Here is a 23,391-nt window from a genome sequence, read left to right as displayed (position 1 = left end):
GCTAGTTGATGGCCGAGATAGGTTGAGCGGTCGGTTCCGGCGGCGGTGGAGCGGTCACGGCTCCGACGACTTGTTCGGCCCGGAAGGGCTTGAAGATGACGTGTTGCAACCCATCCATGCGAGCTTTGACGATGCTGTGTTGAGCGTCGTAGCCAAAGCCGGTCGTAAACGCCACGCGGCAGGTCGGCATCGCGACCCGAATGCGGCGGAAAGCATCGTACCCGCTCATGTCGATCGGGCGAATTTCCTGAAGGACAGCGTCGTACGAGGCGTCGTTCACCAGCGCGAGTGCTTCGGCCGCCGTGCCGACGGTTTCCACTTCTGCTCCCAACCGGCCGAGCATGAGGTGCGCTTGTTTACGGAACTGCCCGTCCTGTTCGATCACCAACACCCTCTTTCCGATCAGCGGGATCGCATCCCCAACGGAGCCAGTCCCGACGATCATGTCGCGACCGATCTTGTGGACGCACTCCTTCATCTGGCGGGCGCTCTGCATGATCCGCCGGAGGTGCTTGGCCGCGTCGGCGTCGTTGGCGTGGAGGCGGGCGTACAGCAACGCTGCGTTCGCGAGTACGTCATCGACCGGCAGCGCGAGTTCCTTGTTGACCGCTTCCATTGATTCGGAGAGCGTGCACGACTGTTGGGCGGTGAGCAGGTCGAGCGTGTTCAGCGCGGAGGCAATTTCTTTGCTGAAGAGTTCGGTGAATTGCAGGTCTTCGGGGCCGAAGGCGTTGGTCGTGTGGCTTTCCACGTTCAGCGTGCCGACGACTTCGTCGGCGTACTTGAGGGGTGCGGTCAGCGAACTCCGCGCGTCCTTCGCCCCTTCGAGATAGTACGGGTCGTTCGTCGTGTCGGGACAAAGGTAACTGTCGCCCGTGTAGGCGACGTGCCCGGTGACACCGTTGCCCTCCGCCCGAGCGTAGAGGCGGCGGTTGGCGGCCTGTTCGGTCATGCCGTCTTCGAGAAGTGGCACGAGTTCGCCGGTCTGCTTGTCGAGCAGCCGGACTTCGATCGTTTCGTACCGCAACAGGTCGTGAACGTGCTTGCGGATGTTCTTCTTGAGCAACTCGATCCGCGTCGGCACGTTCATCTCGGCCAACAGGTCCGGTTCGAGGGCGGCGAGTTCTCGACCCGACGTGTACAGGGCGTGCAGTTTCCTCTGCTGTTCGACCTCGGCCGTCACGTTTTGGAGCAAACTGACCAACTGAATCACGGTCCCGTTGCCGGAGAACACGGGTCGGATGCGGACGTCGAGGTACGACTGGGCGGCCGGTTCCAGACGGTGAATGCGGAACGAAACGGCTCGACCACTCGCAGCAGCCTGGACCGGGTCGGGGTAATCACTCGCAAGGACGATCGGATTACCAGAAGCGGAGGGGCCGTTGAGCGAACTGATGAGCGGTTGACCGACAGGGTTCTCGGAACACCAGCCACGGAGGACGACGTTGGCCCACGTCACGCGGCCGGTCAAATCGAGCGACGCGATACCCTGGTCTATGTTGCTGAGGATGATCTCGTCGCGGCAGTACCGTTCGATGAGTTCGCTGCTGAGCGTGTCCGAAACGATTACGCCGTCGTACCGGCCGGTACGCAGTTTCTCGGCTGCGTCGCCGGGGCCGTTGGCGACGGACACGTCGGCGTGCGCGACGATCTGGCTCATCGCGGCCGGTGACGTTCCAATCTGAAGTAATCTCGGGCGGTGATTCATGGGCCATCCCACCGCTAAAACTAAGAAATCTTTCCCATTCAATTATAGTCCCGATACGACTTCGACGACAAGCAAAGCCGTACAGTTTGGAGAGCTGGTCAACGCCTTACCACGGGTGGTCACGTTCTGCACGGTTGCGCCGACCGCCGTATCTGTGGGGATTGAATCGAAAGGGCAAGCCGCGCATCGGTTGCCGGCACGCAATTTGTACAAAGACGCCGTCCCATCTTCTACCGGAGCTATTCGCATGCCGTCGTTTCTCGTGCCCCGCCGGACATTCTTGTTCACTTTCGCCGCGATCCTCAGTTGGCGTCCCCGACTTGACGCCGCCGTCGACACAAAAGAGTGGCAAGGGGTCTTGGACAAGGCTTACGCTTACCTCAAGAAAGCCCAGAAACCCGACGGGAACTTCGCCCCACCCCAGGTCGGCGAACCCGGCATCACCGGCCTCGCCGTGGCCGCGCTCATCCGCAACGGGAAACCGGCCACGGACGAAGTCGTCGCGAAAGGGTTGCAGTATCTCGAAAAGGCGGTCAAGGGGGACGGCGGCGTCTATAACCGGGGGCTGGCGAACTACACCACCTCGCTGGCCGTCATGGCCTTCAAGGAAGCGAACACCGACAAGAAGTACGACGCCGTGATCGCCGCCGCGACGAAGTTTCTCCGCACGCTCCAGTACGGCGATGGCGCCGATGTGGACGACAAGGACACCAAATTCGGTGGGGCGGGATACGACAAGAAAGGCACCCGCGGCGGGGCCGACCTGTCGAACACGCACTTCTTCATCGAAGCCCTCGTGGCCGGTGGGGCCGACAAGGACGACCCGGCCATCAAGCGAGCCGTCACGTTCCTGTCCCGCAGTCAGAACCTGCCGAGCGAATCGAACGATCTCGATTACGCCAAGAAGGTGGACGATGAGAACAAGGGCGGGTTCATCTACAACATCGCCCAGGCCAACGACCCTAAAAGCCCCAAGCGAACGGCGGCCGGCGGCCTTCGGAGCGAGGGCGGCATGACCTACGCAGGTCTGAAAAGTTTCTTGTACGCCGGGGTCAGCAAAGACGACCCCCGGGTTAAGGCGGCCGTCGCCTGGATTCGCAAGCACTACACCCTGACCGAAAACCCCGGCATGGGGTCCACCGGCCTCTTCTACTACTATCACGTCTTCGCGAAGGCGATGGACGCGCTCGGCGAGGAGAACTTCGCCGACGCGAAGGGCGTGAAGCACGATTGGCGCAGCGAACTCTTCACAACCCTGAAAGGCAAGCAGAAGGACGACGGCAGTTGGGCGAACGAGAACAAGGACTTCCTGGAAAACCTGCCGGAACTCGCGACGCCGTTTGCCTTGCTCGCCCTGAGCTATTGCAAGAAGTGATTCACTCGCCCGCGAACCGATAAAAGGGTTCGCGGGCTTCGCCATCTCTCAGAATCGTTCCGCCCCGCCGCAAGCGTGCAGGATGTGACGGAATGCTTCCACCGCGAGCGGGAAGAGGTCCGGCCCGGTCATGCCGCCGGTCGGGCCTCCGCCCCGAAGGTGCGGTTCCATCACCGCGAAGCCGTCGTAGCTGCGCTGCACAGCATCCTTGATGCTGTGGGCGATGTTGCCATCGCCAGTGCCGGGAATGCGGCCCGTGTGTTCGTGCTCCCCGCTGCCTTTCCAGTCCTTGATGTGGAAGTGTTCGACGTATTGCTTAGTCAGTTCCCATCCCTGCACCGGGTCATAGCCGCAGAACACCCAGTTGGCCGCGTCGTATGCGGAGCGCAAGGCCGGGTGGTTCACCGACTTCATCAGATCGGCCACCCGCTCCGGCGAGTCGCCGAAAATCTTGTGCTCGTTTTCGTGAAACAGTTTGATCTTTTCCTTCGACGCGATCTCGGCCTTCACGCGCATCCGGCGGATGACCTCGTCGCGGTACGGTGCCCAGTTCCCGTCGAAGTTCGCCGGCGGGTAGTAGCTGAAGACCCGCATGTTCGGCGTGCACAACTCGTGGCAGAGCTCCATCGCCCGCTTGAACTTGTCGAGATGCTCCTCGAACGGCGAGTCGATGGCTACCTTGCCGATGGGCGAGCCGAGGGCGGATAGTGCAACGCCCTCGCCGTCGATCAGGCTCTTGAAGTGGTCAATCTGCTCGCCCGTCAGGGCGAGGCAGTTCGTCTTGTAGATCGAGCGGAACTCGATGTGCCGAATGTTGGACGCCTTCAGCACCGCGATCTGCTCGCGGGGATCGGAGGAAATCTCATCGGCGAAGGCGGAGAGTGTGAACATGGTTAGTCATCGTGGGGTGAATGAGGAACCTGCGGTTCGATGTAAGCCCCGAGGCCCGCAACGGCCATCCTCGCATCCCGCAATGGGTCCGGCGGTTGAATGGTCAGAGGATCGGGATACGCCCAACTTCCGACCAGGGCGAGTCGAGTTAGCTGCCGAGCATCTCGGAGAAATCGCTGGCGCTGTTCGTAGAGTTCATTGACTTCACGCTCCTCTTCTCGGCTGAGCGAGTTGAAGAACTCGAGTTGGGCAACACAGGTCCACCAGTGCGCGGAGCGAACGTGTCCATCTTTCACAACGATCTGGTAGCCCTCGAACGAGCCGTTTCTCTCCGGCGGGTTGAGTAGCGTATATTCGGCCAGTGCCGTCGTCCGGAACGGCCCATAATGTGCGATCACTTCTTCGACTGGCTGGCCTTCGAAGATTTTTCCCCGTGCAATCGCCCTCTCAACGGGCGGCCCGTGAATCGACATCGCCCATTTGATAACTGTGGGTTCCCAAGTCGTGCCCCGCGCCTGTTGCCATGCGAAATCAATGACGGGACTCGTGCGGGCCAGACCGTAAAAAAGGACGCCGATCAAGAGGCATCCAATCAGCCTCTTTCGCCGTCGTTGAAGCCAGGACTTTACAGTGCTGAGCAACGACATGACCATCCTCCTACTTCCGCTTCACCACCTTCATCTTGGCCTTATCCGCGACGAAAGTCTTCTCCCCGGCGGCCGGAAATCGCACCTTCACCCGCCGCAGTGCGCCGAAGCCGCTCAAGTCGGTGATCTGCCCGATGCCGTACTCGTCGTGCTGCACGACGGCCCCGACGAAAAACTCGCTCGGATCGCCGCTTGCTCCTGTCGGCTCCATCTTCCGCGGTCGTTCGGCCGGCCCCGGGAGAAAGTTCGGGTTGCCGTACCCGGCCTTTTGCCGCCATTCGTCGATGGCACCACGGGCGAAATTGCGGTCCTGCGAAATGTCCTGCCGGACCACATCGGGCGGTAGTTCGTCGAGGAACATGCTCGGCACCTGGTACATCGCCTGTCCTCGGAACTCGCGCAGCCGGGCGTGGCAGAGGTATAGTTCTTTCATGGCCCGCGTCATGCCGACGAAGAAAAGGCGGCGCTCTTCCTCAACGTCCTCGTCCTTCGCCAAGCTCCGCTCGTGCGGCAACAGCCCCTGCTCGGTCGCGAGGAGGTACACGACCGGGAACTCCAGCCCCTTCGCGGCGTGGAGCGTCATCACCGACACATGGTCGGCCGTTTCGTCCCAGCTATCGACGTCGGACGCGAGTGTGATCTGTTCCAAGAAGTCGCCGAGCGTGCGTGAGTTGTCCTCGTCGTAATACTGCTTCGCGGCCGTGACGAGTTCTTCGATGTTCGCCAGCCGGTCGGCGTCCTCCTCGTCGGTCGAATCTTGCAGCGATTTCCGGTAGCCCGATTTGTCGAGGACCATCGCGATTAGTTCGTGCGGCGGGTGTTCCAACTGCGTGCGGAGGTCAGTGATGATGCGGTAGAAGTCCCGCACCCCGCTCGACGCCTTCCCCTTGATCTCAGGAATCTTGGCGACGCTACCGGCCGCGTTCATCAGGCTGATTTCGTTGCGGTTCGCATAGGAAACGAGCCGATCCAGGCTCGTCTTGCCGACGCCGCGGGGCGGCTCGTTCACGACGCGGAGGAACGACACCGTGTCGTCCGGGTTCACGAGCAACCGTAGGTAGGCGAGGACGTCCTTGTTTTCCTTTCGGTCGAAGAACGCCAGCCCCTTCACGATCTGGAACGGTACGCCGTGCTTGACGAACGCCGACTCCAGCGTCCGCGTCAGGGCGTTGATCCGCATGAAGATGGCGAAGTCGCGATAGTGGTTCCGCTTCTCGGCCACCGCCTTCTTGATCCGCTCGACGACGCCTTCCGCTTCCTCCAAGCCGCTGTTGAAGTTCAGCACCGTGACCGGATCGCCCTGCGGGTTGGCCGTGACGAGCATCTTCTTCTTGCGGTGTTTGTTCTGGTCGATGACTGTGCTGGCCGCGTGCAGGATGGCCTTTGTGCTGCGGTAGTTCTGCGTCAGCGTGATGACCTTCGCTGCGGGGAAGTCTCGCTCGAAGTCGAGAATGTTCTTGATGTCCGAGCCGCGCCACTTGTAAATCGACTGGTCTGGGTCCCCGACCACGCACAGGTTCGGATAGTTCAGCGACAGGCGGCGGGCGATCTCGTATTGGGCCGAGTTCGTGTCCTGGTACTCATCGACGAGTACGAACTTGAACCGCGAGTCGAGGTCGGCCCGCAGTTCCTCGTTGTAGCGCATCGCGAGTGCGGGCAGGTAGAGCAGGTCGTCGAAGTCCATCGCGTTCGCGGCCCGCAGCCGCTTCTCGTAGCCGTGGTAGACCTTCGCGGCCGTTTGGCTGAAGAAGTCGTGGGCTTGCTGTTCGAACTGTTTGGGCGTCAGCAGTTGGTTCTTCGCCTTGCTGATGGCCCCGCCGAGACGGTCCGGCGTGAACTTCGTGTTGTCCATCCCCGTCGCGTCGAGGGCATCCTTCACCAACTTGTTGCGGTCGTCCACGTCGTAGATCGTAAAGTTCTTGTCGATGTTCAGCCGGTCGGCGTACTGCCGCAGCAACCGGGCACCGAGGCTGTGGAACGTGCAAATCCAGAGCTTGTTGCCCGGCACGATCGCATCGACGCGCTGCCGCATTTCGCCGGCGGCCTTGTTCGTGAACGTGATCGCGAGGATGCTGCCGGCCCGCACGCCCTGCTGGAGCAAGTACGCCACACGGCGGGTGATGACGCGCGTCTTGCCGCTGCCCGCCCCGGCCAGGATCAGCAGTGGGCCTTCGCCGTGGACGACGGCCGCCTGTTGTTCGTCCGTCAAATCCGCCAAGAGGTCCGTCGGCATTCCGTTCTCCGACCCGGTCCGGGTGCTGTCGTCGAGATCGCTGCTTCGCTGTAGGATGAATGAAATTCTACCACTTCGAACTCGCGGGGCGAACGCTGATGGACATCGAAGGGCTAGGGACGCAAATTCACGATTGCGCCCGCGTGCGGAAACTCATCGATAAGCACGGCGAGAAGTTCCTGTACGAAGTATTCACAGAACGCGAGATCACCTTCTGCAGTCAGCGAAGCCACAGCACGGAATACTACGCCGCGCTTTGGGCCACGAAGGAAGCGGTTTTCCGATCGCTCGGCACGAAGTGGAAGCGTGGTATCAGTTGGCACGACGTGGAAGTGCTTTGCACGAAAGCGGTCGGCCCCAAGGTGGTCCTTGCCGGGCCGACGAAAGAACGGGCCATCAAAAAGCGGGTGGCCAAAATTCGGGTGTCGTTCGCCTACTCGCGGATGTTCGCCACCGCCACTGCCATCGCCCTGAAGTAGCCGGTTAGCTGCCCTCGCTCATTTCCTTCAGCAGTTGCCGAGCGAGCTTGTAAGCATTTTTGAGATTGGTGCAGCGCAGATCCATCTGATCCGGCGTGAACAGCCGGTTCGGGTCACACTGCGGCAGTCCGGCCAACTCAACAGTCAGCGGCAGGATTTGCAGGAACTCTTTCACCCGCTGATTGCGAACTTCCGCCGAAACGTCTGCGCTCATGACCGGCCTCCGGTGACAAGGATGAACCGCGTTTAGATTACCTCAGAAGATGCTCGAAGGCTACGGCCCCATGAGATGAAAGTCATGGCCACAAGTCGGAGTATCGCATCACTCCCCGAGCGATTTCACGGCTGCCTGATCGGCCTAGCTGTGGCAGATGCCCTCGGTGCTCCTTACGAAGGGTTGACGAGCGACGACATTTTCTATCGCTTCGGGGCAGGTACGCACGTCGTTACGAATCCTGACGGTGATACCCTCTACTACACCGACGACACGGAAATGATGATTGGCCTCGCGGAGACACTGGTTTCCGAAGGCCATGTTGACGGCGAGAAGTTGATAGCCGCCTTCGTCGCCAACTACCACCCCGATCGCGGATATGGTCGCGGTGCTCGGCAGATCTTGGAAACGGCCGCGACCGGAGGAGATTGGCGCGAAGTCGCGCGAACAATCTTTCCCGGTGGTTCCCTCGGTAACGGGGCCGCGATGCGGGTCGCCCCGGTTGGTTTACTCTTCCACGACTCGCCCGAACAAGTCTGGGAACAGGCAAAGCAGTCCGCCCTCCCGACCCACCAACACCCCGTTGGAATCGAAGGCGCCCAACTCCTTGCCCACGCGGTTTCCCTTGCAGTCCAGTTGTCAGAAATTCAGCGGAAGCACTTTCTGACGGCGTTGCTCGACCGTGTTGAGACCGAGTCATTCCAATGGGCCATCCGCTCGGCCTTGAAAATCAAGCGTGGGGACTCGATCTCCGGTCTCGGGAGTACACTTCACGCGGACCGCTCCGTCGTCACCGCAATCGTTTGTTTTGTCGATTCGCCTGACGATTATGCGTTTGCCGTAGGACGTGCGATTTCGCTCGGGGATGATACCGATACCGTGGCCGCTATGGCGGGATGCCTGGTCGGTGCCTTTGCCGGGATTCAGGCGATCCCGGCAAAGGCGGTCGAACAATTTGAGAGGTCGAGAAAGGGTATTGCCTATATCCGAGAGCTGGCCAATCGCCTCGTCATCCGCCACACCAACCGCGTAGGTCGGTGACCTGCGGTTAGGTCGTGAAATACTCCACCGCATTTCGGAACAACGCCAACCCGTCTCCTTCCTTCCGCAACCCCTGTCGCGTCCACCGTGGGTGGTGGGTCGGAAGGACGTTGCGTTCGGGGTGCGGCATGAGGCCGAGCACGCGGCCGGTTGCGTCGCTGATGCCCGCGATGTTCCCCTGGGAGCCGTTCGGGTTCTGGGGATAGACGGGCGATTCACCGTTCAGGCCGGCATAACGCAGTACCGCTTGCCCCGCTTGCGCCAGTCCTTGGAGAATCCACTCCTTCCGACAGATAAAGTTTCCTTCCCCGTGGGCCACCGGCACCTCCAGTGTGGAAAGCCCCTTGAGGAAGACGCTCTTCCCCGGTGTCACGTCCAGGTTCACCCAGCGATCTTCATAACGCCCGGAGGTGTTGCGCGCGAGGGTGGCCAATGGACCGTCCTCATCGGGTGGGACGAGTAACCCGGCTTTCAGGATGGTCTGGAAACCGTTGCAAATGCCCAGAACGAGTTTGTCCGCATCGCGAAACTCGCGAATCGCGTCGGCCAAGAAGTGTTCCAGTTGTACCGCGAGAACTTTCCCGGCCGCCACATCGTCGCCGTAACTGAAGCCACCAGGTAGAAGCAGGATCTGATAGTTCTGCAGTTTCTGGGGCGCTTGGCGGAGTTGGTTGATGTGAAGTTTCTCGACTTCCGCCCCTGCCCTTTCGAATGCGTACGCCACTTCGTGGTCGCAATTCGTGCCCGGTCCACGGAGAATTAGAACCTTGGGGATCGCCATAGAGAAAAATCCGAGAAGAAGATTGTTTGTTCTTGACCCGCTCGGGCAGAGCAGTCATCATCTTTCTAACGTCGAATCTGCTCACCTTCTAGAGCGATTGGCGTTCCAATTTGGCTCTCCGCCAACCCTCCAACCATAACCAGAATGGAGGGCGGAAGACTTTTTCCCATTTTTTGGCGTCGCCCTGTTGCCATTTCGACCTCGTCCGTTAAACTACTCTCACGACCGCAGCGATGTGGTCGCCGAGTGAACCGGGAGTGGTGGCTAACCCCTACTACGATCGCAATCCTCGGTTCGGTGGATCTTTGACAAGTTGGTAGCGTTACGAGCCTTACAGTGGGTGAGCGTATGCCGTTGGTCGGCGACGCTCGCCGGACGTGGGCCGGCCGGGAGTAATCCTGGGTGGCCCGCGGAAGATGAGTTGAACCGAGCAACGAAGCAGGCAAACACTTAAAAGCGTTCGGCTTCGGCCGAGCAACGATAAACTTTTGAAGGGTTTGATTCTGGCTCAGAACGAACGTTGGCGGCGTGGATTAGGCATGCAAGTTGAGCGAATCCCCGCAAGGGGGGAAGCAGCGTAAGGGGCAGTAATGCGTGGGGATTTACCCCGGGGTCTGGCATAGCCCTTCGAAAGAAGGGGTAATTCCAGATGACGTCGTGAGACCAAAGGTCCGCCGCCCCGGGAGGAGCCCACGTGATATTAGGTAGTTGGTGGGGTAACGGCCTACCAAGCCTGAGATGTCTAGCGGGTGTGAGAGCACGACCCGCGCCACTGGCACTGAGACACTGGCCAGACACCTACGGGTGGCTGCAGTCGAGGATCTTCGGCAATGAGCGCAAGCTTGACCGAGCGACGCCGCGTGTGCGACGAAGGCCTTCGGGTTGTAAAGCACTGTCGAGGGGGAGAAAAGGGTTAAACTTTGATCTATCCCTGGAGGAAGCACGGGCTAAGTTCGTGCCAGCAGCCGCGGTAAGACGAACCGTGCGAACGTTGTTCGGAATCACTGGGCTTAAAGGGCGCGTAGGCGGGCTGCCAAGTCTGCGGTGAAATCCCCCGGCTCAACCGGGGAACGGCCGCGGATACTGGCGGTCTCGAGGGAGATAGGGGCAAGCGGAACTGTGCGTGGAGCGGTGAAATGCGTTGATATGCACAGGAACTCCGGTGGCGAAGGCGGCTTGCTGGATCTCTTCTGACGCTGAGGCGCGAAAGCTAGGGGAGCGAACGGGATTAGATACCCCGGTAGTCCTAGCCCTAAACGTTGAGAACTAGGTAGTAGACACGACTTGGGTTTACTGCCGAAGCAAAAGTGCTAAGTTCTCCGCCTGGGGAGTATGGCCGCAAGGCTGAAACTCAAAGAAATTGACGGGGGCTCACACAAGCGGTGGAGCATGTGGCTTAATTCGAGGCTACGCGAAGAACCTTACCCAGACTTGACATGTTCGAAAGAGTCAACAAGTAGGACCCGGAAACGGGAACGAACGGTATCCAACCCGGAAGTTGACACAGGTGCTGCATGGCTGTCGTCAGCTCGTGTCGTGAGATGTCGGGTTAAGTCCCTTAACGAGCGAAACCCTTACCATTAGTTGCCAGCGGGTCGTGCCGGGGACTCTAGTGGGACTGCCGGTGTCAAACCGGAGGAAGGTGGGGATGACGTCAAGTCCTCATGGCCTTTATGTTTGGGGCTGCACACGTGCTACAATGGCGTGAACAAAGGGACGCGAAGTCGCGAGACCAAGCCAATCCCAAAAAACACGCCCCAGTTCAGATCGAAGGCTGCAATTCGCCTTCGTGAAGTCGGAATCGCTAGTAATCGCGGGTCAGCAACACCGCGGTGAATGTGTTCCTGAGCCTTGTACACACCGCCCGTCAAGCCACGAAAGGGTGGAGCGCCCGAAGCCTACTTTACCGTAGTCGAAGGTGATACATCCAATTGGGACTAAGTCGTAACAAGGTAACCGTAGGGGAACCTGCGGTTGGATCACCTCCTTTCTAAGGATAACCATCCAAGGCGTCGACCTCACAGTCGACAGCCGACAAGTCCTCACCCACGTAACGTGACGCTACTAACTTGCATCGATAGATGAAGCCCTGCCAGGAAACTGGCAGGGCTTTTTTCGTTTGAGGGATAATCTCCTATGACCGACGAACTGCTCGCCTGCCTCCGTTGCCCCCTGGACCCAACTCGCGAGACGTCCCTCACTCGGGACGCTCAAACGCTTTGCTGCGAGCAATGCGCCGTGACCTTTCCAATCCGACACGGCCTTCCCGTTCTCATTCCTGACGCGGCCAGACTACCGGAGAACTGTCACGAGGTCTCACAGTTGAAGTGTCAACGACGAGAAAATCGGCGTATCAATGCGTCTCGTTAAGGCCCATCAGAATTCTCGGGGATCGAGCCGAATCCGATAGAATATTCTTTATTTCCGCCATCACATCTTGACGATGCCAGTTTGATTTTGTATCGGTCGCGTGGAAGAATTCGACAACCAACCTCTCGTTCGCAAAACCAATCCCTTCGGAGGGCCCTACCATGTGGGAGCCATCCCCGGACCATCCACTCGTGCGCTTGTTCGCAGGAGTCACCGAACAGACTTTTTTCGGCCGCCTCGGCGTTGCCGACCCGCAAATCGTTGATTACCTTTCTGGGCTCCTCACACGATTCGCGCACCGCGACGAGATTTACCGCCTGCGGAACGGCAAAGGCCAACCCCTGACCGATCTCGCTCTGATGCTCCAAGAAGCCGGCACACTGCCGGACGGTGGCCGAACGCGGCGGGAATACTACCGCCACATCGGCGACGTCAGCCTCTTCTGGGCTGGTCTTTTTCCCGAGACGTTGCAGCGAAGTCGCGAGACTTGGGGAGACCACGCCGTTCTGAATTACACGACCTGTGGCAAACGATCGTACTGGATCGCCAGCCAATACGACGGCGAGCAATTCTCGCAGGAGGCGCCCGTTCTGAAACGCTTGAGCGAGCAGTTCGAACTGTGTGCAACCGGCCTGCGGGAAGTGCGTCGAGAGTGGGAAGAAGCAGCCGACGGACCGCACAACGGACACCTGATCCAATAGCGAAACGCTTCCGCCGCTCTCACGGCGGAAGGCGTTCGAGTTCGTCAGTCCGCGGGAGCCGTGAAATCCGCGATGTACAGTTGTGTCGGCGAGCGGCCGTCGCGGCTGCTCGTCCACAGTAGTTTCTTGCCGTCCGAACTGAACACGGGCAGAATGTCCTGCCCCGGTGCCTGCGTTACCCGCACGGTGGCCTTCGTATCGAGGGCCATCCAGTACAGGTCGTAGTTCGGCCGCTTCAAGTCGTCGCTGTGGTCGGCGGCGGTGTAAATGATGTGCTTGCCGTCCGGGTACCAGTACGGTGCCCAGTAGACCCATTTATCATTGTCGGTCAGTGCCCGCTCGCCCGTTCCGTCCGCATTGATGACGAACAGTTGCAGCCGGTCCTTCTCCTTGCGGTCGGAGCGAAAAATCACCTTCGTCCCGTCGGGGCTGAAAAACGGCCCTCCGTTGTAACAGTTAGAAACGGTCGTCAGTTGCCGGGCCCCGCTGCCGTCGGTGTTCATGATGAACAGTTGGACGTTGCCCGCGTTACCGGAACTGTAAACGATCTTCGTCCCGTCGGCCGAGAAACTCCCCTCGGCCGTATACGCCTTCGCGTTCGGCGTAAGACACTTCAGGTCGGTGCCGTCAGGGTTCGCCTCGTAAATCTTCATGTGCGAGTCGAAGGCCCACGAGTACCGCGGCCGCCGGCCGGCCTTCTTGTCCTCGTCTCGTTGCTTGTACTCTTCCGCTTGGTGTTTCTCCACGTCCGGATCTTCGTGGCTGCTCGCGAAGATCACCCGCTTGCCGTCCGGGCGGAAATACGCGCACGTCGTCCGACCCTTGCCGGGGCTGATGCGGCGGCGGTTGCCCGTCGCGAGGTCTTGCACGAAGATTTGGTAGAACGGGTTGCCGGTCCCCTGCTCTTCCGCCTGGTAAATGATCTTCTTGCCGTCCGGTGAGAAGTACCCCTCGCCGGCCCGCACGAAGTCGGTCGTGACGGCCTTGACGTTCTTCAGGTAACGGCCCTCGGCGACTTCCCAATCCGCGGGATCGGCCGACGAAGCGGAAAGGGCCAGAAGCATCGACAGTGGTATCATGGCGCGTTCTCACGGCGAACCTTTGGGACACTCGTTACTCTATAATGTCGGCCCGCCAGTGCGTGAGGAGATTTCCAGCCGTGTGGGACGAGAACCAGCCCCTTCCATGCCCTTGTGGGTTGTGTCTGCGCGCGTTCGACGAGCACCTCCTCACGAAGCACCACATGTTGCCGAAGTCCCGCGGCGGTACGACCGAGCACGTGGCGTTCCTTTGTTCGCAGTGCCACGGGATGGTCCACGCAACGTTCACGAACCGAACTCTCGCGGCCGAGTACACATCACTGGAACAACTCCGCAACGCCCCGGAACTGGCGGGCTTCATCAAGTGGGTGCGAAAACTCCCCGCCGGGCGGCGGAAGAAGAATCACCCACGCCGCCGGAAGCGATGAACCGCCCGCGGCTGAAATGCCGTTTCCCCGACCCCAATCGACGGGTATGCTGGGGGGAAACGGGTTTGAGGGTGCCCCATGCGGCGACGCTTGGCGTTTACGTTGATCGAACTGCTCGTGGTCATTGCGATCATCGCCATCCTCATCGGCCTACTCCTCCCGGCCGTACAGAAGGTCCGCGAGGCGGCCGCGCGAATGCGGTGCGCGAATAATTTGAAGCAAGTCACCCTCGCGCTCCACCAGTGCCACGACACGACGGACCGCTTCCCGGCCACCATGTACGGCGACCTGGCAAGCCCTCAGTCGAACCCGCGGTCGTGGGTTCCCGAGGTTCTGCCGTACATCGAGCAGGTCGCCGTCCACCGCCTGTACCGCTTCGACCGCCCCTGGGACCACGCCGACAACCAACCGGCGACGAGTACCACCATCGCCACCCTACTCTGCCCCTCGGCACCGAGCGGCCGAAACAACGTCGAGAACGGACAGACCTACGGGCTGGCGGACTACACGGCGATCTTCGACGTTGATCCGGCGTTAATCGCCACAGGCCTTTTATCCCCCTGGCAGGGCGATCCGCGGAGCGCAATGCCGTACCAGACCGGTGGGCGAATTCTGGACATCACCGATGGCACGGCCGGCACGCTGTTGATCGTGGAAGTGGCCGGCCGCCCGGACGTGTACCTATTCGGCAAACAAACGACCGCCACGACGCTCATGCCGAGTTGGGCGGCCTACAACGGGATATACCCGATCAATTTCGACGGCTGGCAGGAAGATGGGTCGGGTGCGTGGGGGACGTGTGCGGTCAACTGCTGCAACGCCCACGAGATCTACGCTTTCCACACCGGCGGGGCGAACATCTCGTTTGCCGACGGCAGCGTGCGGTTCGTCCGCAAGAGCGTAGACAGCCGCCTCATGGCCGCGCTCATCACACGGGCCGGGGGCGAAACCCTGCAACTGCCGGATTAACGCTGATAGATCGGTAAGTAGTCGGAGGGCACACTGAGGATCAGAACGGCGATGGCTGTCTGGTACGCCGCCCCGTTCTGCTGCTCCATCCGCTCCAGCCATTCGCCAGAGGACTTTTGCCGGGAGAGGAGTGTGTCCTTCATCCGGGTGTAATAGTCCTCCCACTTCTTGCCGCCGAGTTGGTGGAAGGCGTGGGCAGCGTAGTAGTGCCCGTACCAGAAGTGCGTGCGGTCACTTTCCTCGCGTTCCAGGTATTTGACGGCGTCGTCGATCTGGGCCGCCTCGTACTCCCCGCTGAGTTGCAAGACGCACACACCGGCGGCGGTCCGGGCGTAGCCGGCACCGGCGGAGTACGGCATGTACTTGTACCCGCCGGTCCGGGCGTCGTGGCACTTGTCAATGTACTTCAGCGCGTTCTTGATCGTGCTGTCGGGCACGTGCAGGCCACTGTCCTTGGCCCCGCGAAGGGCCATCACCTGCATGATCGTTACGGAGATATCGGCGGCCGTGGGCGTGGGGTCATACCGCCAGCCGCCCTCGGAGTTCTGCGATTTGAGGATGAGGTCGACGGCCTTCTTCAGCACCTTCTTGACTTCCTCGTCCCCGGTCATGCCGTAGACCTGCGTAAGTGCGAGGGTCGCCATGCCGTGGCAGTACATGTTGCCGGCCCCGCGGCCGGCGAGGTAGCCGTTGTCCTGGGCTTCGGAGAGAAGTTGGCGAACCGCTTTCGAAACTTCCGGCGCGTAAAGACCCTGATTGGGTACGTGCCCGTTGGCCATGAAGGCGAGGAGGCAAAACGACGTGATCGCCGGGTTGCCCCACTTGCCGTCGCGGTCTTGGTGTTCCTTCAACCAGGCGAGCGCCTTGTCGATCGACTTCTTAGTCGCGTCGTCGATCTTCACCTTCTCCTCCGCCTGCGAGGACGAAGGGAGAAAGGCCAGGCAGACCAGGGCCGTCAGGAAGAACCGTTTCATGATCGTGACCCCGTCCTCGGTTACGGCTTTTTGTCTTCGGGTTTCGGGGCCGCCTTCGCCTGGGGCTTCGCCGCGTTCTTGATGTTGATGTTGTACTGCTTCAATTTCTCGCGGAACTCGGCGGGGAAAGCGGCCTCGGCGTTCTGCTGGACCTTGTCCCGCTCCTTCTTCTGAAGATTAATGAACGTGCCGTCGCCGTCCTTGCTCTGACCGCTCGGCGTGACGTTCTTCATCTTGTCGTCCGGGCCGGTGCGGTCCCCTTCCCCGCGGGATTGGTTGTTCTCCTGCTTGCCGGGTTGACCCGGTTGCTGACCGGGTTGACCCGGCTTTTGGCCAGGCTGGCCAGGTTTGCCCGGCTGTTGGCCGGGTTTGCCCGGTTGCTGGCCGGGCTGCCCCGGTTGACCGGGTTCCATCCCCGGTTGCCCCTGGGCTTCCATCGGCTGGCCGGGTTGCTGACCCGCCGCCTCAGCGGCCGCGTTCAGCGTTTTCAGCGCTTCGCCGAGTTGCTTGGCGGCTTCCTGTTGCGACTGGCCGGCGTTCATCGGCTGGCCCTGACCGAGTTGCTGACCGGCCTGGTTCAGCTGCTGGGCGGCCTGGTCGAGTTGCTTCTGAACGGCCATCGGGGCCACGGCCTGGGCTTGGTTCAAAGCCGCCTGAGCGGCCTGGTTGGCCTCGGCCGATTTCGCGAGAGCTTCGGTCGCTTCCTTGACCTGCTGCTGGGCCTTCGCGAGTTGGGCATTGTTCATGGGCTGACCTTCGCCCTTCATGGGCTGCCCCTCGCCTTTCATCGGCTGGCCTTCCCCTTTCATGGGTTGACCTTCACCCTTCATCGGTTGGCCTTCGCCCATCATCGGCTCACCCTTGGCGGCGTCGTTCAACTTCTCGATCGCGGCCTGCTGCTCCTGAACGGCCTTCGGAATGTCGCCCTGTTCCAGTGCCTTCGCGGCTTCCTCGGCGTTCTTGGCTGCCTCGGCCTGGTTCATCTTCTTCGCCTGCTCGGCGATTTGCTTCTGCTGTTCCGCCAGGTTCTTGGCCGCGTTGTCCATCGGCTTTTGGAGTTGCTCGGCGGCCTTGTTCGCCTGCTCGGCGGCCTTGTTCGCCTGCTCGATAGCCTTGGCCAACTGCTGGGCCGCGTCCATCGGGCTGACCTGATTCGGCTGAAGGGCGGCCTGATCGGCAATCTCCTTCGCCTTCAGTTCCTCGGCCTTCTTGTCGAGGGCTTCCTTCGCCTCGTCGAGTTTCTTGGCGGCCTCGGTCCCCTTCTCGGACGCCGGCTTCGGCATGTCCTTCTGAAGTTTGTCCTTCGCCTCTTGCTGTTTCTCGGCGCTCTCGCCGATCTTCTTCGCGGCCTCTGGCGACACGTCCTTAACTTGCTCGCCAACCTCTTTCGTCTGCGGGGTGAGTTCGTCCTGCTTCTTGGCAAGTTGCTCGTTCTTGTCCTTGTTGGCGTCCGGGTTCGCCTTCGCTTCCTCGGCGATCTTCTTTTCTTGCTTCGAAAGCTCTTCCAGTTTCTTCTGGGCCTCTTCGATCTTGGCCAAATCCTCGCGCCGCTTTTCAATCTCCTTGGCCTTGTCGTCGAGGGCCTTTTTCGCCGCTTCGAGGGCCTTCAGGGTTTCGTCCTGCTTCGGTTGGGCGGCGTTCTTGTCCTTCGCCGCGAGGTCGTCGGCCGCCTTCTTCGCCTCTTCGGCCGCCTTGTCGAGAGCCTGCTTGGCCTCTTGCTTGTCGGGCAGCGGCAGGTTCTTCAGTTCCTCGGCCTTCTTCGCCACTTCCTTTTGGTCTTCGGCGACCTTCTTCAGTTGGTCAGGCTTCTGTTCGCTCTTCGTCTCAGCTTGGACCTTCTTCTGTTCCTGAATCAGTTTTTCGACCAACTCGGCGGCCTTCTTCGTGGCCTCGAGCGCGTCGGACTTCTCCTTCTCGGCCTGGGCAATTTGCTTGTCGAGTTCCTCGCGGGCTTCCTTGAGGCGGTCGGCCGCACCCTGCTCGGCGGGCACCGCCTTGTCGGGGTCCTCGTTCTGGCGGAGTTCGTCCTGGGCCCGCTTCATCTCGGACTCGGCCGGGGACAACTTCGCGGCGGCTTCCTTCGACAGATCTTCCAGTGTCTTGCGAATTTCGCGTGTTTCAAACTCCAACCGGGCTTGCTGATCGGCGAGGCGGTGGGTTTCGACCTTCTTGGGGTCCGGGGCGTACCGTTCCATGCGGTCGGGTTGCCGCTTGACCTGTTCCGGCTTCTTGGCGATTTCCGTCTCGGCCTTCAACGCCTGCTCGGCCTGGAGGGCCTTCTCGACCTTGTCGCGGGCTTCCTTGAGGGCCGTGACCTTGTCCCGTGGGGTCCGAAGTGCGACGGCCAAGGCCTGGAGTTCCTTGGACACTCGCAACTGCCGTTCGGACGCGCCGGTGAACTGCCCCGCGTTCAGGTCCTTCGAGACGATCACCATGTCGGCGAGGATTTGGCCGCCCTTACCCGGGGCGTCGGACTTCTCGAGCCGTACCTTCTGCTCCGGCGTGAGCGTGGCCTTCAAGACGGCGAGTTGGGTGATGATGCTCTGCAACTCGTTGCCGAGGTCGCCCTGGCTGTCGGCTTGCTCCTCGCGGTCGTCGCGGACGATGCCCCGGCCGCCGCGGGCGGGGACGGGTTTGAAGTTGTCGGTCTGGATCGCCCGGAGGTGCATCCCGTGTTCGTCTTTCGCCAACTTCTCGATGCGGATGGACGCCTGATCGAGCGACTTGAGGATGTCGAGTTTGTTCATCATGCCACGAAGCGTGGTCACGACGGTGCGGTGCTTCTGGTACGCCTCTCGCTGCTCGGCCGTGGCCGTTGCGTCGTCGGGGGCCTTCATGGCGTTGTCGAGGTGCTTCAGCACCGCCTGAATCTGGTCCTGGCTCAGCCCGCGGAGCGTCTTGGCGACTTCGTCGAGCATCTTCTGCTCGGTCCCGGCATCGAGTTTCTGGTAGTGCATCACGCGGAGCGTCGTGCTGATGCGGCGGGCCGTCTGTTCGATTTCAGCCGCGACCTTCTTCTGTTGCTCCCTCTGGGCGGCCGGGCTAGCGGCGTCTGGGGCGGCGAATGCGGGGACGCCGAAGCCGGCGAGTAGCGTGGACAGCGCGAGACGACGAATCGACATGTCGGACGCTCCTGACAAAATGATGCGGGCGGAGAGGCGGCCCGGCAGGTTCATACTAGTATTGAGCCTTTTCGCGTCGGATGCAATCGGGAAACCGGGTCACGGCCGTCGGAACGGATTATTACGCTCGTCCGTCCCACTGGCCGGCGGGATGGTGTCGCGGCCGAAAACGCCCCGTTGCCGCTCTTCTAGCTGGCGGAGCCGTTCGCGACTCTGATCCCGCTGGCGGTTCCAGTCTTCCAGTTGCGCCAGGGTCACGACGGCCTTGATCCGCGATTCCGACCGGCCCTGCGGCCGTTTCGGGTCGGGGTTGCGGTCGTAGACTCCGACGAGGAATTCAACCCGGTCGCCGACCATCAGTTTCGATTCCTGGCCCTTTTCGAACTTTTTCAGGGCCCCCGTCTCGAAATTGTACCGGCCGCCGCCTTCCAACCCCGGCGGTTCGCTCTCCAGGTCTGGCGACGGCACGCGGTAGAATTCGACCTGCCCGTACTCGCCGGAGTTCTCGAACACGCCCAATTCCGGCAGGAAGCGGCCCAACTTGGCCGGGTCGGCGACCGTCGGCGTTAGCGGCAACGGTGTCCAGGCTTCCGACTCGTTCACCCGGTACAGGATGTACGCCCGATCGAGGCCGAGGGGCGAACGGGCCGTGTACCCGATCTGCACCCGCCCACCGAGGACCAGTGGCATGCCCGCCACTTCGTAGTCGTCGATCGGGCCGAGTTCGCGCGGGTCTTTCAAAACCTCCGGCAGCAGGTTCACGCGGGGCGGTTCGTCCGGGGCGAAGCCGATGCCTCGCCGCGGTGGGTTGAGGTTGGCGAACTCGTTGTCGTCGGTGAGGTGAACCCGGTATGCGACCGCTTGGGCCGAAATTTCGGTGGTCAGGGTTGCGGTCGTGCGGCCCGCGTCCAGTGCCATCGGCAGCGGATCGCCAATCGGCTCCTCCGCCCCCGCGGCCGTCCGCTTGAGCATCACCAGGGTCGCGGCCTTGACCGGCTTCGTGGCAGTCGCCTCGATTCGCACGCCGGAATCGACGAGGGCCGTTACCTCGCCCTGTTCCTGCTTCACCTCGTACCGTCGCTTCCTCTCGGGGTCAACGTAAAGTGGCAATCGCAGCCAGGCCCGCACCTCCTTCACCACCGGCCGGGGTTCGAAGCGGGCCTCGCCCGGCTTCCGCGTGCGGCCGTCGTGCAACCGGGCGTGAAACGTGAACGGGACTGAAGCGGGCGGGTACTCGGCGACGAACCGGGCGGTCGAGTCGTCGATGCGCTCGGCGAACCGCAGGTCGTAGTGTTCGGTCGGTTGGCCCTCGGGCCGGACGGCGACGGTGCCGACGGAGTTCTCGGTAAACTTGCCCGTCACGCGGAACGCCAACTTCACCGGGTCGCCGCTCGGCCACACGTCCGGGGCCGGGTCGGCGTCGGGCTGCGCGGGCCGCTGCGGCTCCCACGCAATCGCGACCGAGCGGGGAATCTCGACGCCCGGCACGAACGCCTGACGGGCCAACAGGGCGAGGATCAGCTTCGGGTTAAACGCGAACAGGCCGCCGATGATGGCGACGAGCGGCAGAAGCAGGTACACGGCTTTCTTGAGCCGGTGCGTCTCGGTAAGTTTGCGCAGGTCGTGACGGGCCGAGATGTCCGAGGCTTCGCGGGTCAGGTCGGCGATGAGTTGCGGCGACATGCCGGCGGTCTTCGCGGTCGGCCGGTTGAGTTGCAACGCCGTCACGAGGCGGTGGTCGAACTCCGGGTACGCCCGCTCCGCCCGGCCGGCGAGCACGTCGAGCGAAGGCACTCGCAGCCGGAACAGGAACCCGACGGCCGCGACCGCGAAGAGCGCCAACTGTCCGAACGCGAGCAGAATGCGGACGGCCATCGGCGTGTCGCGGTAGCGGTCGATGGTCCAGTCCATCAGACACGCGGCGGCCAGGCCCGCGAGGACGACGGCCGCCCACCGGGACAGCCCCCACGCGAGGCGGCAGAACCGTTCGCGGGCCTGCCAGCCTTTCAGTTGCCGTACCAGTTGGTCCATGTGCGTCAGCTCAGGCTGTTGAATTTCCGAACGATCCACTCCACCGAAAACAGGCCGATCACCAGGAACAAGGCCCACTTGTTCCACAGCAGCACTTCGTCCCGGCGGGAGAACGGGGCCGTCTTCGGCTTCACGTCGGTCGGCAGTTTCGCCAGGTCTTCCTCGCGGTAGAACTTGCCGCCGGTGGCCTCGGCGAGCTTCCGCAGTTGCTCCTCGGCCAGCCCGCCCTGGGCGAGTTCGTGGTCCGGCGGCAGCGTGACGCGGTACTCCAGCGAGCCGACGTCACTGCCGTTGTCCACCCGCAGGGCGAACCTGCCGACGCGGTTGAACGGGATGGTCGCCACGTACTCGCCGGGCACGCCGGGCAACGCCTTCAGGTCCACGGGCATGCTGCGGTCCGTATCATCCGGCCCGGCGTCGAGCCGTTCCAGGCGGGCTTCCATGCGGTCGGTCGTCAACGGGCGGAGGTCGGTGTTGAACACGCGGGCGTAGATCTGGCCGGTCTTCCCCAGCAGCGGGTCCGGCGTGTCGAGGGACAGTTGCGTGAGCTTCGTCCCGGTCGTCCGCGGTACGCCGGCAATGTAGACACCCTGGCTCCAAAACCGGGAGAAGAATTTGTCCCCCTCGTTGAACCGCCACCGCCACGTTTCGTCGAACCCGACCCAGACGCTGTACCCCTTGCCGTAGTAGTGCGAGGCGAGCAGTGGGCACGGCTTGCCGTCGGTGGTCGTCGCCTTCGGATGGACAAGGTACGCCTCGGCCGCCGGCCGGAGCTTCGACACGGGGTAGTGCCAGTAGAGTTCCGGCAGCGTCTTCCACACCTTGAGGTTCTCGACCGGGTCGTCGTCGAGCGACAGCACCGACGAACGAACGCCGGTGGGGGTGAGTTCGGGACGGTACGGGTCGGCCCGTGTGCCGGTGTCGAGGGCGAACTTCTGCGACTGAATCTCCACCGGCAGCACGTCCGCGATCGGCGTCCCCACGAAGGACGACGGGCCGTTGTTGCGGCCGGCGATGTGGATGAACCCGCCGCCCTCGGCGACGAACTCGCGGATCATCACCTGCTGGTCGGGATTGAAGTACGCGGCCGGCACGTCGCCGAGGATGAGCAAGTCGAAGGCGAAGAGATCCTGCCGCGTCGCCGGGAAGGTCGGCAGGAACGGCTCGCCGGACTTCATCGCCCGCGGGTCGCCGTCGGTGAGGATGAACGATGCCACCACCCGCCGGTCGCGGAGGAGCGACCGCTGGAGGAACTTGAAGTCCCATCGCGGGGTGGAATCGACCATAAGCACCTTCACCTTGCGGTCGACGACCCGCACGGACTTCGCGATCTCGTCGGTGATCGTCTCCGCCCCGGCAAGGACGCGGACCGTCGTCGTCAGTTGCTGCTTGCCGCTCTGCGCGTCGCGCTGCTGCGGCACGAACGAGAGGACTTCCTTCAAGTCTTCCCCTTCCTTCGCGTCCACCGTCTTGCGGGCGACCTCCTGGCCGTTGAGCTTCATGACCATCTCGACCGTGCCGCCCTGGAAGCCCTTCAGCCGGTAACGGACCGGCACCGACACCGTGTCGTCCGCGAACAGCGTCTCGTTCACGATGGCTTCACGGATCTGAAGTTGGCCGAAGACCGAACTGCCGACGCCGTAGATGTGCAGGGGGACTTGCAACCGGGCGCACTCGGCGGCGAGGTCCGTCAGGCTGTGGTCGCTGGCGTTCTCGCGGCCGTCGGTGACGATCACGATGGCGGCCGGTTGCTCGTTCTCGTCGCGGCGGAGCAAGTCGAAGCAGGCGTCGGCGATGGCCGTGCGCTGCTCCGTGCCGGCGAGGCCGGCCACCCACTTCGCGTCGCGCACGTCCTTCGCGTTGCGGCGGAGGCCGAAAGTCGCCGGTTGAAGCGGGCCGATCTCGTCGAGTCGCTTCAACAGGTCGTACTTCGGGTTCGCCAGTGCGGCCTTAACGACCTCAATCCGCGACGGCTTCTCCGGCACGGTGTCCGGGATGTCGGCGGCACTCGGGTTCGCCGGCATCGACTTGTCCGGCGAAATCAGGTTGAACGCCACACCGGTCCGCCACTTGTCGGCGAAGTTCAACCGCGGGTCGTGCGTGGCCATGCTCTGCGAGTCGTCGATCAAAAAGGCGATCGCCTTCGGCCGTTCGCCGTGCGTCTCGGTCAGCCACGACGGGCGGAGGATCAGGAACAAGATCGTCGCCAACGTGGCGGCACGCAAGGCGGCCATGACCACCCGCCGCCCGACGGAAATACGGCCGGCCTCGCGGCGGTAGAGAAACACGACGCTGGCGACGGCGGCTAGACCCATCAGCACGGCCAGCCACGTGGGGAACCACCCCCGCACCGCGAGTTCCGCGAACAGTACCGGCATCGAGTGCAC

17 protein-coding genes and 1 rRNA gene are annotated in these 23,391 nt (G+C 62.1%); 7 read left to right on the top strand and 11 right to left on the bottom strand.

What is annotated here, in order from left to right; translation table 11 throughout:
• Position 1: 1 nt before the first annotated feature.
• A complete protein-coding gene (locus tag PX52LOC_RS25615; RefSeq protein ID WP_149112751.1) occupies positions 2 to 1,708 on the bottom strand; it encodes a response regulator in 1,707 nt (568 codons plus the stop codon).
• Between the two features lie 247 nt (positions 1,709 to 1,955).
• Between PX52LOC_RS25615 and PX52LOC_RS25610 the strand changes: the two genes are divergently transcribed.
• The gene (locus PX52LOC_RS25610) at positions 1,956 to 3,083 is read left to right on the top strand and encodes a prenyltransferase/squalene oxidase repeat-containing protein (RefSeq protein WP_149112750.1); all 1,128 of its coding nucleotides are present in this window, start codon (positions 1,956 to 1,958) and stop codon (positions 3,081 to 3,083) included.
• 48 nt (positions 3,084 to 3,131) lie between these two features.
• Here the strand turns inward: PX52LOC_RS25610 and PX52LOC_RS25605 are convergent, their stop codons facing one another.
• From PX52LOC_RS25605 to PX52LOC_RS25595, 3 genes are read right to left on the bottom strand one after another with little or no spacing between them, the layout of a single operon-like run.
• Positions 3,132 to 3,974 carry a sugar phosphate isomerase/epimerase family protein gene (locus PX52LOC_RS25605; protein WP_149112749.1) on the bottom strand — a complete coding sequence of 281 codons (843 nt, stop codon included), beginning with the start codon at positions 3,972 to 3,974 and terminating at the stop codon, positions 3,132 to 3,134.
• Between the two features lie 2 nt (positions 3,975 to 3,976).
• Positions 3,977 to 4,621, bottom strand: a complete 645-nt coding sequence (locus PX52LOC_RS25600; RefSeq protein WP_149112748.1) for a hypothetical protein — start codon at positions 4,619 to 4,621, stop codon at positions 3,977 to 3,979.
• 10 nt (positions 4,622 to 4,631) lie between these two features.
• A complete protein-coding gene (locus PX52LOC_RS25595) occupies positions 4,632 to 6,854 on the bottom strand; it encodes an ATP-dependent helicase (protein ID WP_149112747.1) in 2,223 nt (740 codons plus the stop codon).
• Positions 6,855 to 6,913: 59 nt separating this feature from the next.
• Between PX52LOC_RS25595 and acpS the strand changes: the two genes are divergently transcribed.
• A complete protein-coding gene (gene acpS / locus PX52LOC_RS25590; protein WP_246173468.1) occupies positions 6,914 to 7,333 on the top strand; it encodes a holo-ACP synthase in 420 nt (139 codons plus the stop codon).
• Between the two features lie 4 nt (positions 7,334 to 7,337).
• Here acpS and PX52LOC_RS25585 read toward each other — a convergent pair whose 3' ends face one another.
• Positions 7,338 to 7,547: a hypothetical protein gene (locus PX52LOC_RS25585; RefSeq protein ID WP_149112746.1), complete on the bottom strand. Its 210-nt coding sequence runs from the start codon at positions 7,545 to 7,547 to the stop codon at positions 7,338 to 7,340.
• An 84-nt stretch (positions 7,548 to 7,631) separates the two neighbouring features.
• Here PX52LOC_RS25585 and PX52LOC_RS25580 point away from each other — a divergent pair, with 84 nt between their 5' ends.
• A complete protein-coding gene (locus PX52LOC_RS25580) occupies positions 7,632 to 8,588 on the top strand; it encodes an ADP-ribosylglycohydrolase family protein (protein WP_168219198.1) in 957 nt (318 codons plus the stop codon).
• 7 nt (positions 8,589 to 8,595) lie between these two features.
• On the opposite strand, the gene purQ is transcribed toward PX52LOC_RS25580, so the two are convergent.
• Positions 8,596 to 9,369 (bottom strand): phosphoribosylformylglycinamidine synthase I, encoded by a 774-nt coding sequence (gene purQ, locus PX52LOC_RS25575; RefSeq protein ID WP_149112744.1) that lies wholly within the window; start codon positions 9,367 to 9,369, stop codon positions 8,596 to 8,598.
• Between the two features lie 485 nt (positions 9,370 to 9,854).
• Between purQ and PX52LOC_RS25570 the strand changes: the two genes are divergently transcribed.
• Positions 9,855 to 11,359 (top strand): 16S ribosomal RNA (locus PX52LOC_RS25570).
• Positions 11,360 to 11,900: 541 nt separating this feature from the next.
• Positions 11,901 to 12,440 (top strand): hypothetical protein, encoded by a 540-nt coding sequence (locus tag PX52LOC_RS25560; RefSeq protein WP_149112743.1) that lies wholly within the window; start codon positions 11,901 to 11,903, stop codon positions 12,438 to 12,440.
• A gap of 44 nt (positions 12,441 to 12,484) precedes the next feature.
• Here PX52LOC_RS25560 and PX52LOC_RS25555 read toward each other — a convergent pair whose 3' ends face one another.
• Positions 12,485 to 13,519 (bottom strand): TolB family protein, encoded by a 1,035-nt coding sequence (locus tag PX52LOC_RS25555; RefSeq protein WP_149112742.1) that lies wholly within the window; start codon positions 13,517 to 13,519, stop codon positions 12,485 to 12,487.
• A 44-nt stretch (positions 13,520 to 13,563) separates the two neighbouring features.
• On the opposite strand from PX52LOC_RS25555, the gene PX52LOC_RS25550 reads away from it, so the two are divergent.
• Entirely contained in the window at positions 13,564 to 13,908 is a 345-nt protein-coding gene (locus PX52LOC_RS25550; protein WP_149112741.1) for an HNH endonuclease, read from the top strand.
• Positions 13,909 to 13,986: 78 nt separating this feature from the next.
• On the top strand, positions 13,987 to 14,877 hold the full coding sequence (locus PX52LOC_RS25545) for a DUF1559 domain-containing protein (RefSeq protein ID WP_149112740.1): 891 nt from the start codon (positions 13,987 to 13,989) through the stop codon (positions 14,875 to 14,877).
• Here the strand turns inward: PX52LOC_RS25545 and PX52LOC_RS25540 are convergent.
• From PX52LOC_RS25540 to PX52LOC_RS25525, 4 genes are all read right to left on the bottom strand, one after another.
• Positions 14,874 to 15,851: a prenyltransferase/squalene oxidase repeat-containing protein gene (locus PX52LOC_RS25540; protein WP_149112739.1), complete on the bottom strand. Its 978-nt coding sequence runs from the start codon at positions 15,849 to 15,851 to the stop codon at positions 14,874 to 14,876. The genes PX52LOC_RS25545 and PX52LOC_RS25540 overlap by 4 nt on opposite strands.
• Before the next feature lie 20 nt (positions 15,852 to 15,871).
• Positions 15,872 to 18,973 (bottom strand): DUF4175 family protein, encoded by a 3,102-nt coding sequence (locus tag PX52LOC_RS25535; RefSeq protein WP_149112738.1) that lies wholly within the window; start codon positions 18,971 to 18,973, stop codon positions 15,872 to 15,874.
• 99 nt (positions 18,974 to 19,072) lie between these two features.
• Positions 19,073 to 21,004 carry a hypothetical protein gene (locus tag PX52LOC_RS25530; RefSeq protein ID WP_149112737.1) on the bottom strand — a complete coding sequence of 644 codons (1,932 nt, stop codon included), beginning with the start codon at positions 21,002 to 21,004 and terminating at the stop codon, positions 19,073 to 19,075.
• A 5-nt stretch (positions 21,005 to 21,009) separates the two neighbouring features.
• Positions 21,010 to 23,382 carry a hypothetical protein gene (locus PX52LOC_RS25525; protein ID WP_149112736.1) on the bottom strand — a complete coding sequence of 791 codons (2,373 nt, stop codon included), beginning with the start codon at positions 23,380 to 23,382 and terminating at the stop codon, positions 21,010 to 21,012.
• Positions 23,383 to 23,391 lie beyond the last annotated feature (9 nt).

Source organism: Limnoglobus roseus (assembly GCF_008254045.1).
Taxonomy (GTDB): Bacteria; Planctomycetota; Planctomycetia; order Gemmatales; family Gemmataceae; genus Limnoglobus; species Limnoglobus roseus.
This window is presented reverse-complemented; position numbering and strand designations above follow the sequence as displayed.

Bases quoted from the DNA above. Each gene is read 5' to 3' on its own strand.
- PX52LOC_RS25580 (WP_168219198.1), top strand. From the start codon at position 7,632: ATGGCCACAAGTCGGAGTATCGCATCACTCCCCGAGCGATTTCACGGC.
- purQ (WP_149112744.1), bottom strand. From the start codon at position 9,369: ATGGCGATCCCCAAGGTTCTAATTCTCCGTGGACCGGGCACGAATTGC.
- PX52LOC_RS25555 (WP_149112742.1), bottom strand. From the start codon at position 13,519: ATGATACCACTGTCGATGCTTCTGGCCCTTTCCGCTTCGTCGGCCGAT.
- PX52LOC_RS25540 (WP_149112739.1), bottom strand. From the start codon at position 15,851: ATGAAACGGTTCTTCCTGACGGCCCTGGTCTGCCTGGCCTTTCTCCCT.
- PX52LOC_RS25585 (WP_149112746.1), bottom strand. From the start codon at position 7,547: ATGAGCGCAGACGTTTCGGCGGAAGTTCGCAATCAGCGGGTGAAAGAG.
- PX52LOC_RS25610 (WP_149112750.1), top strand. From the start codon at position 1,956: ATGCCGTCGTTTCTCGTGCCCCGCCGGACATTCTTGTTCACTTTCGCC.
- PX52LOC_RS25595 (WP_149112747.1), bottom strand. From the start codon at position 6,854: ATGCCGACGGACCTCTTGGCGGATTTGACGGACGAACAACAGGCGGCC.
- PX52LOC_RS25550 (WP_149112741.1), top strand. From the start codon at position 13,564: ATGTCGGCCCGCCAGTGCGTGAGGAGATTTCCAGCCGTGTGGGACGAG.
- PX52LOC_RS25615 (WP_149112751.1), bottom strand. From the start codon at position 1,708: ATGAATCACCGCCCGAGATTACTTCAGATTGGAACGTCACCGGCCGCG.
- PX52LOC_RS25525 (WP_149112736.1), bottom strand. From the start codon at position 23,382: ATGCCGGTACTGTTCGCGGAACTCGCGGTGCGGGGGTGGTTCCCCACG.
- PX52LOC_RS25605 (WP_149112749.1), bottom strand. From the start codon at position 3,974: ATGTTCACACTCTCCGCCTTCGCCGATGAGATTTCCTCCGATCCCCGC.
- PX52LOC_RS25530 (WP_149112737.1), bottom strand. From the start codon at position 21,004: ATGGACCAACTGGTACGGCAACTGAAAGGCTGGCAGGCCCGCGAACGG.
- PX52LOC_RS25600 (WP_149112748.1), bottom strand. From the start codon at position 4,621: ATGTCGTTGCTCAGCACTGTAAAGTCCTGGCTTCAACGACGGCGAAAG.
- PX52LOC_RS25545 (WP_149112740.1), top strand. From the start codon at position 13,987: ATGCGGCGACGCTTGGCGTTTACGTTGATCGAACTGCTCGTGGTCATT.
- PX52LOC_RS25560 (WP_149112743.1), top strand. From the start codon at position 11,901: ATGTGGGAGCCATCCCCGGACCATCCACTCGTGCGCTTGTTCGCAGGA.
- acpS (WP_246173468.1), top strand. From the start codon at position 6,914: ATGAAATTCTACCACTTCGAACTCGCGGGGCGAACGCTGATGGACATC.
- PX52LOC_RS25535 (WP_149112738.1), bottom strand. From the start codon at position 18,973: ATGTCGATTCGTCGTCTCGCGCTGTCCACGCTACTCGCCGGCTTCGGC.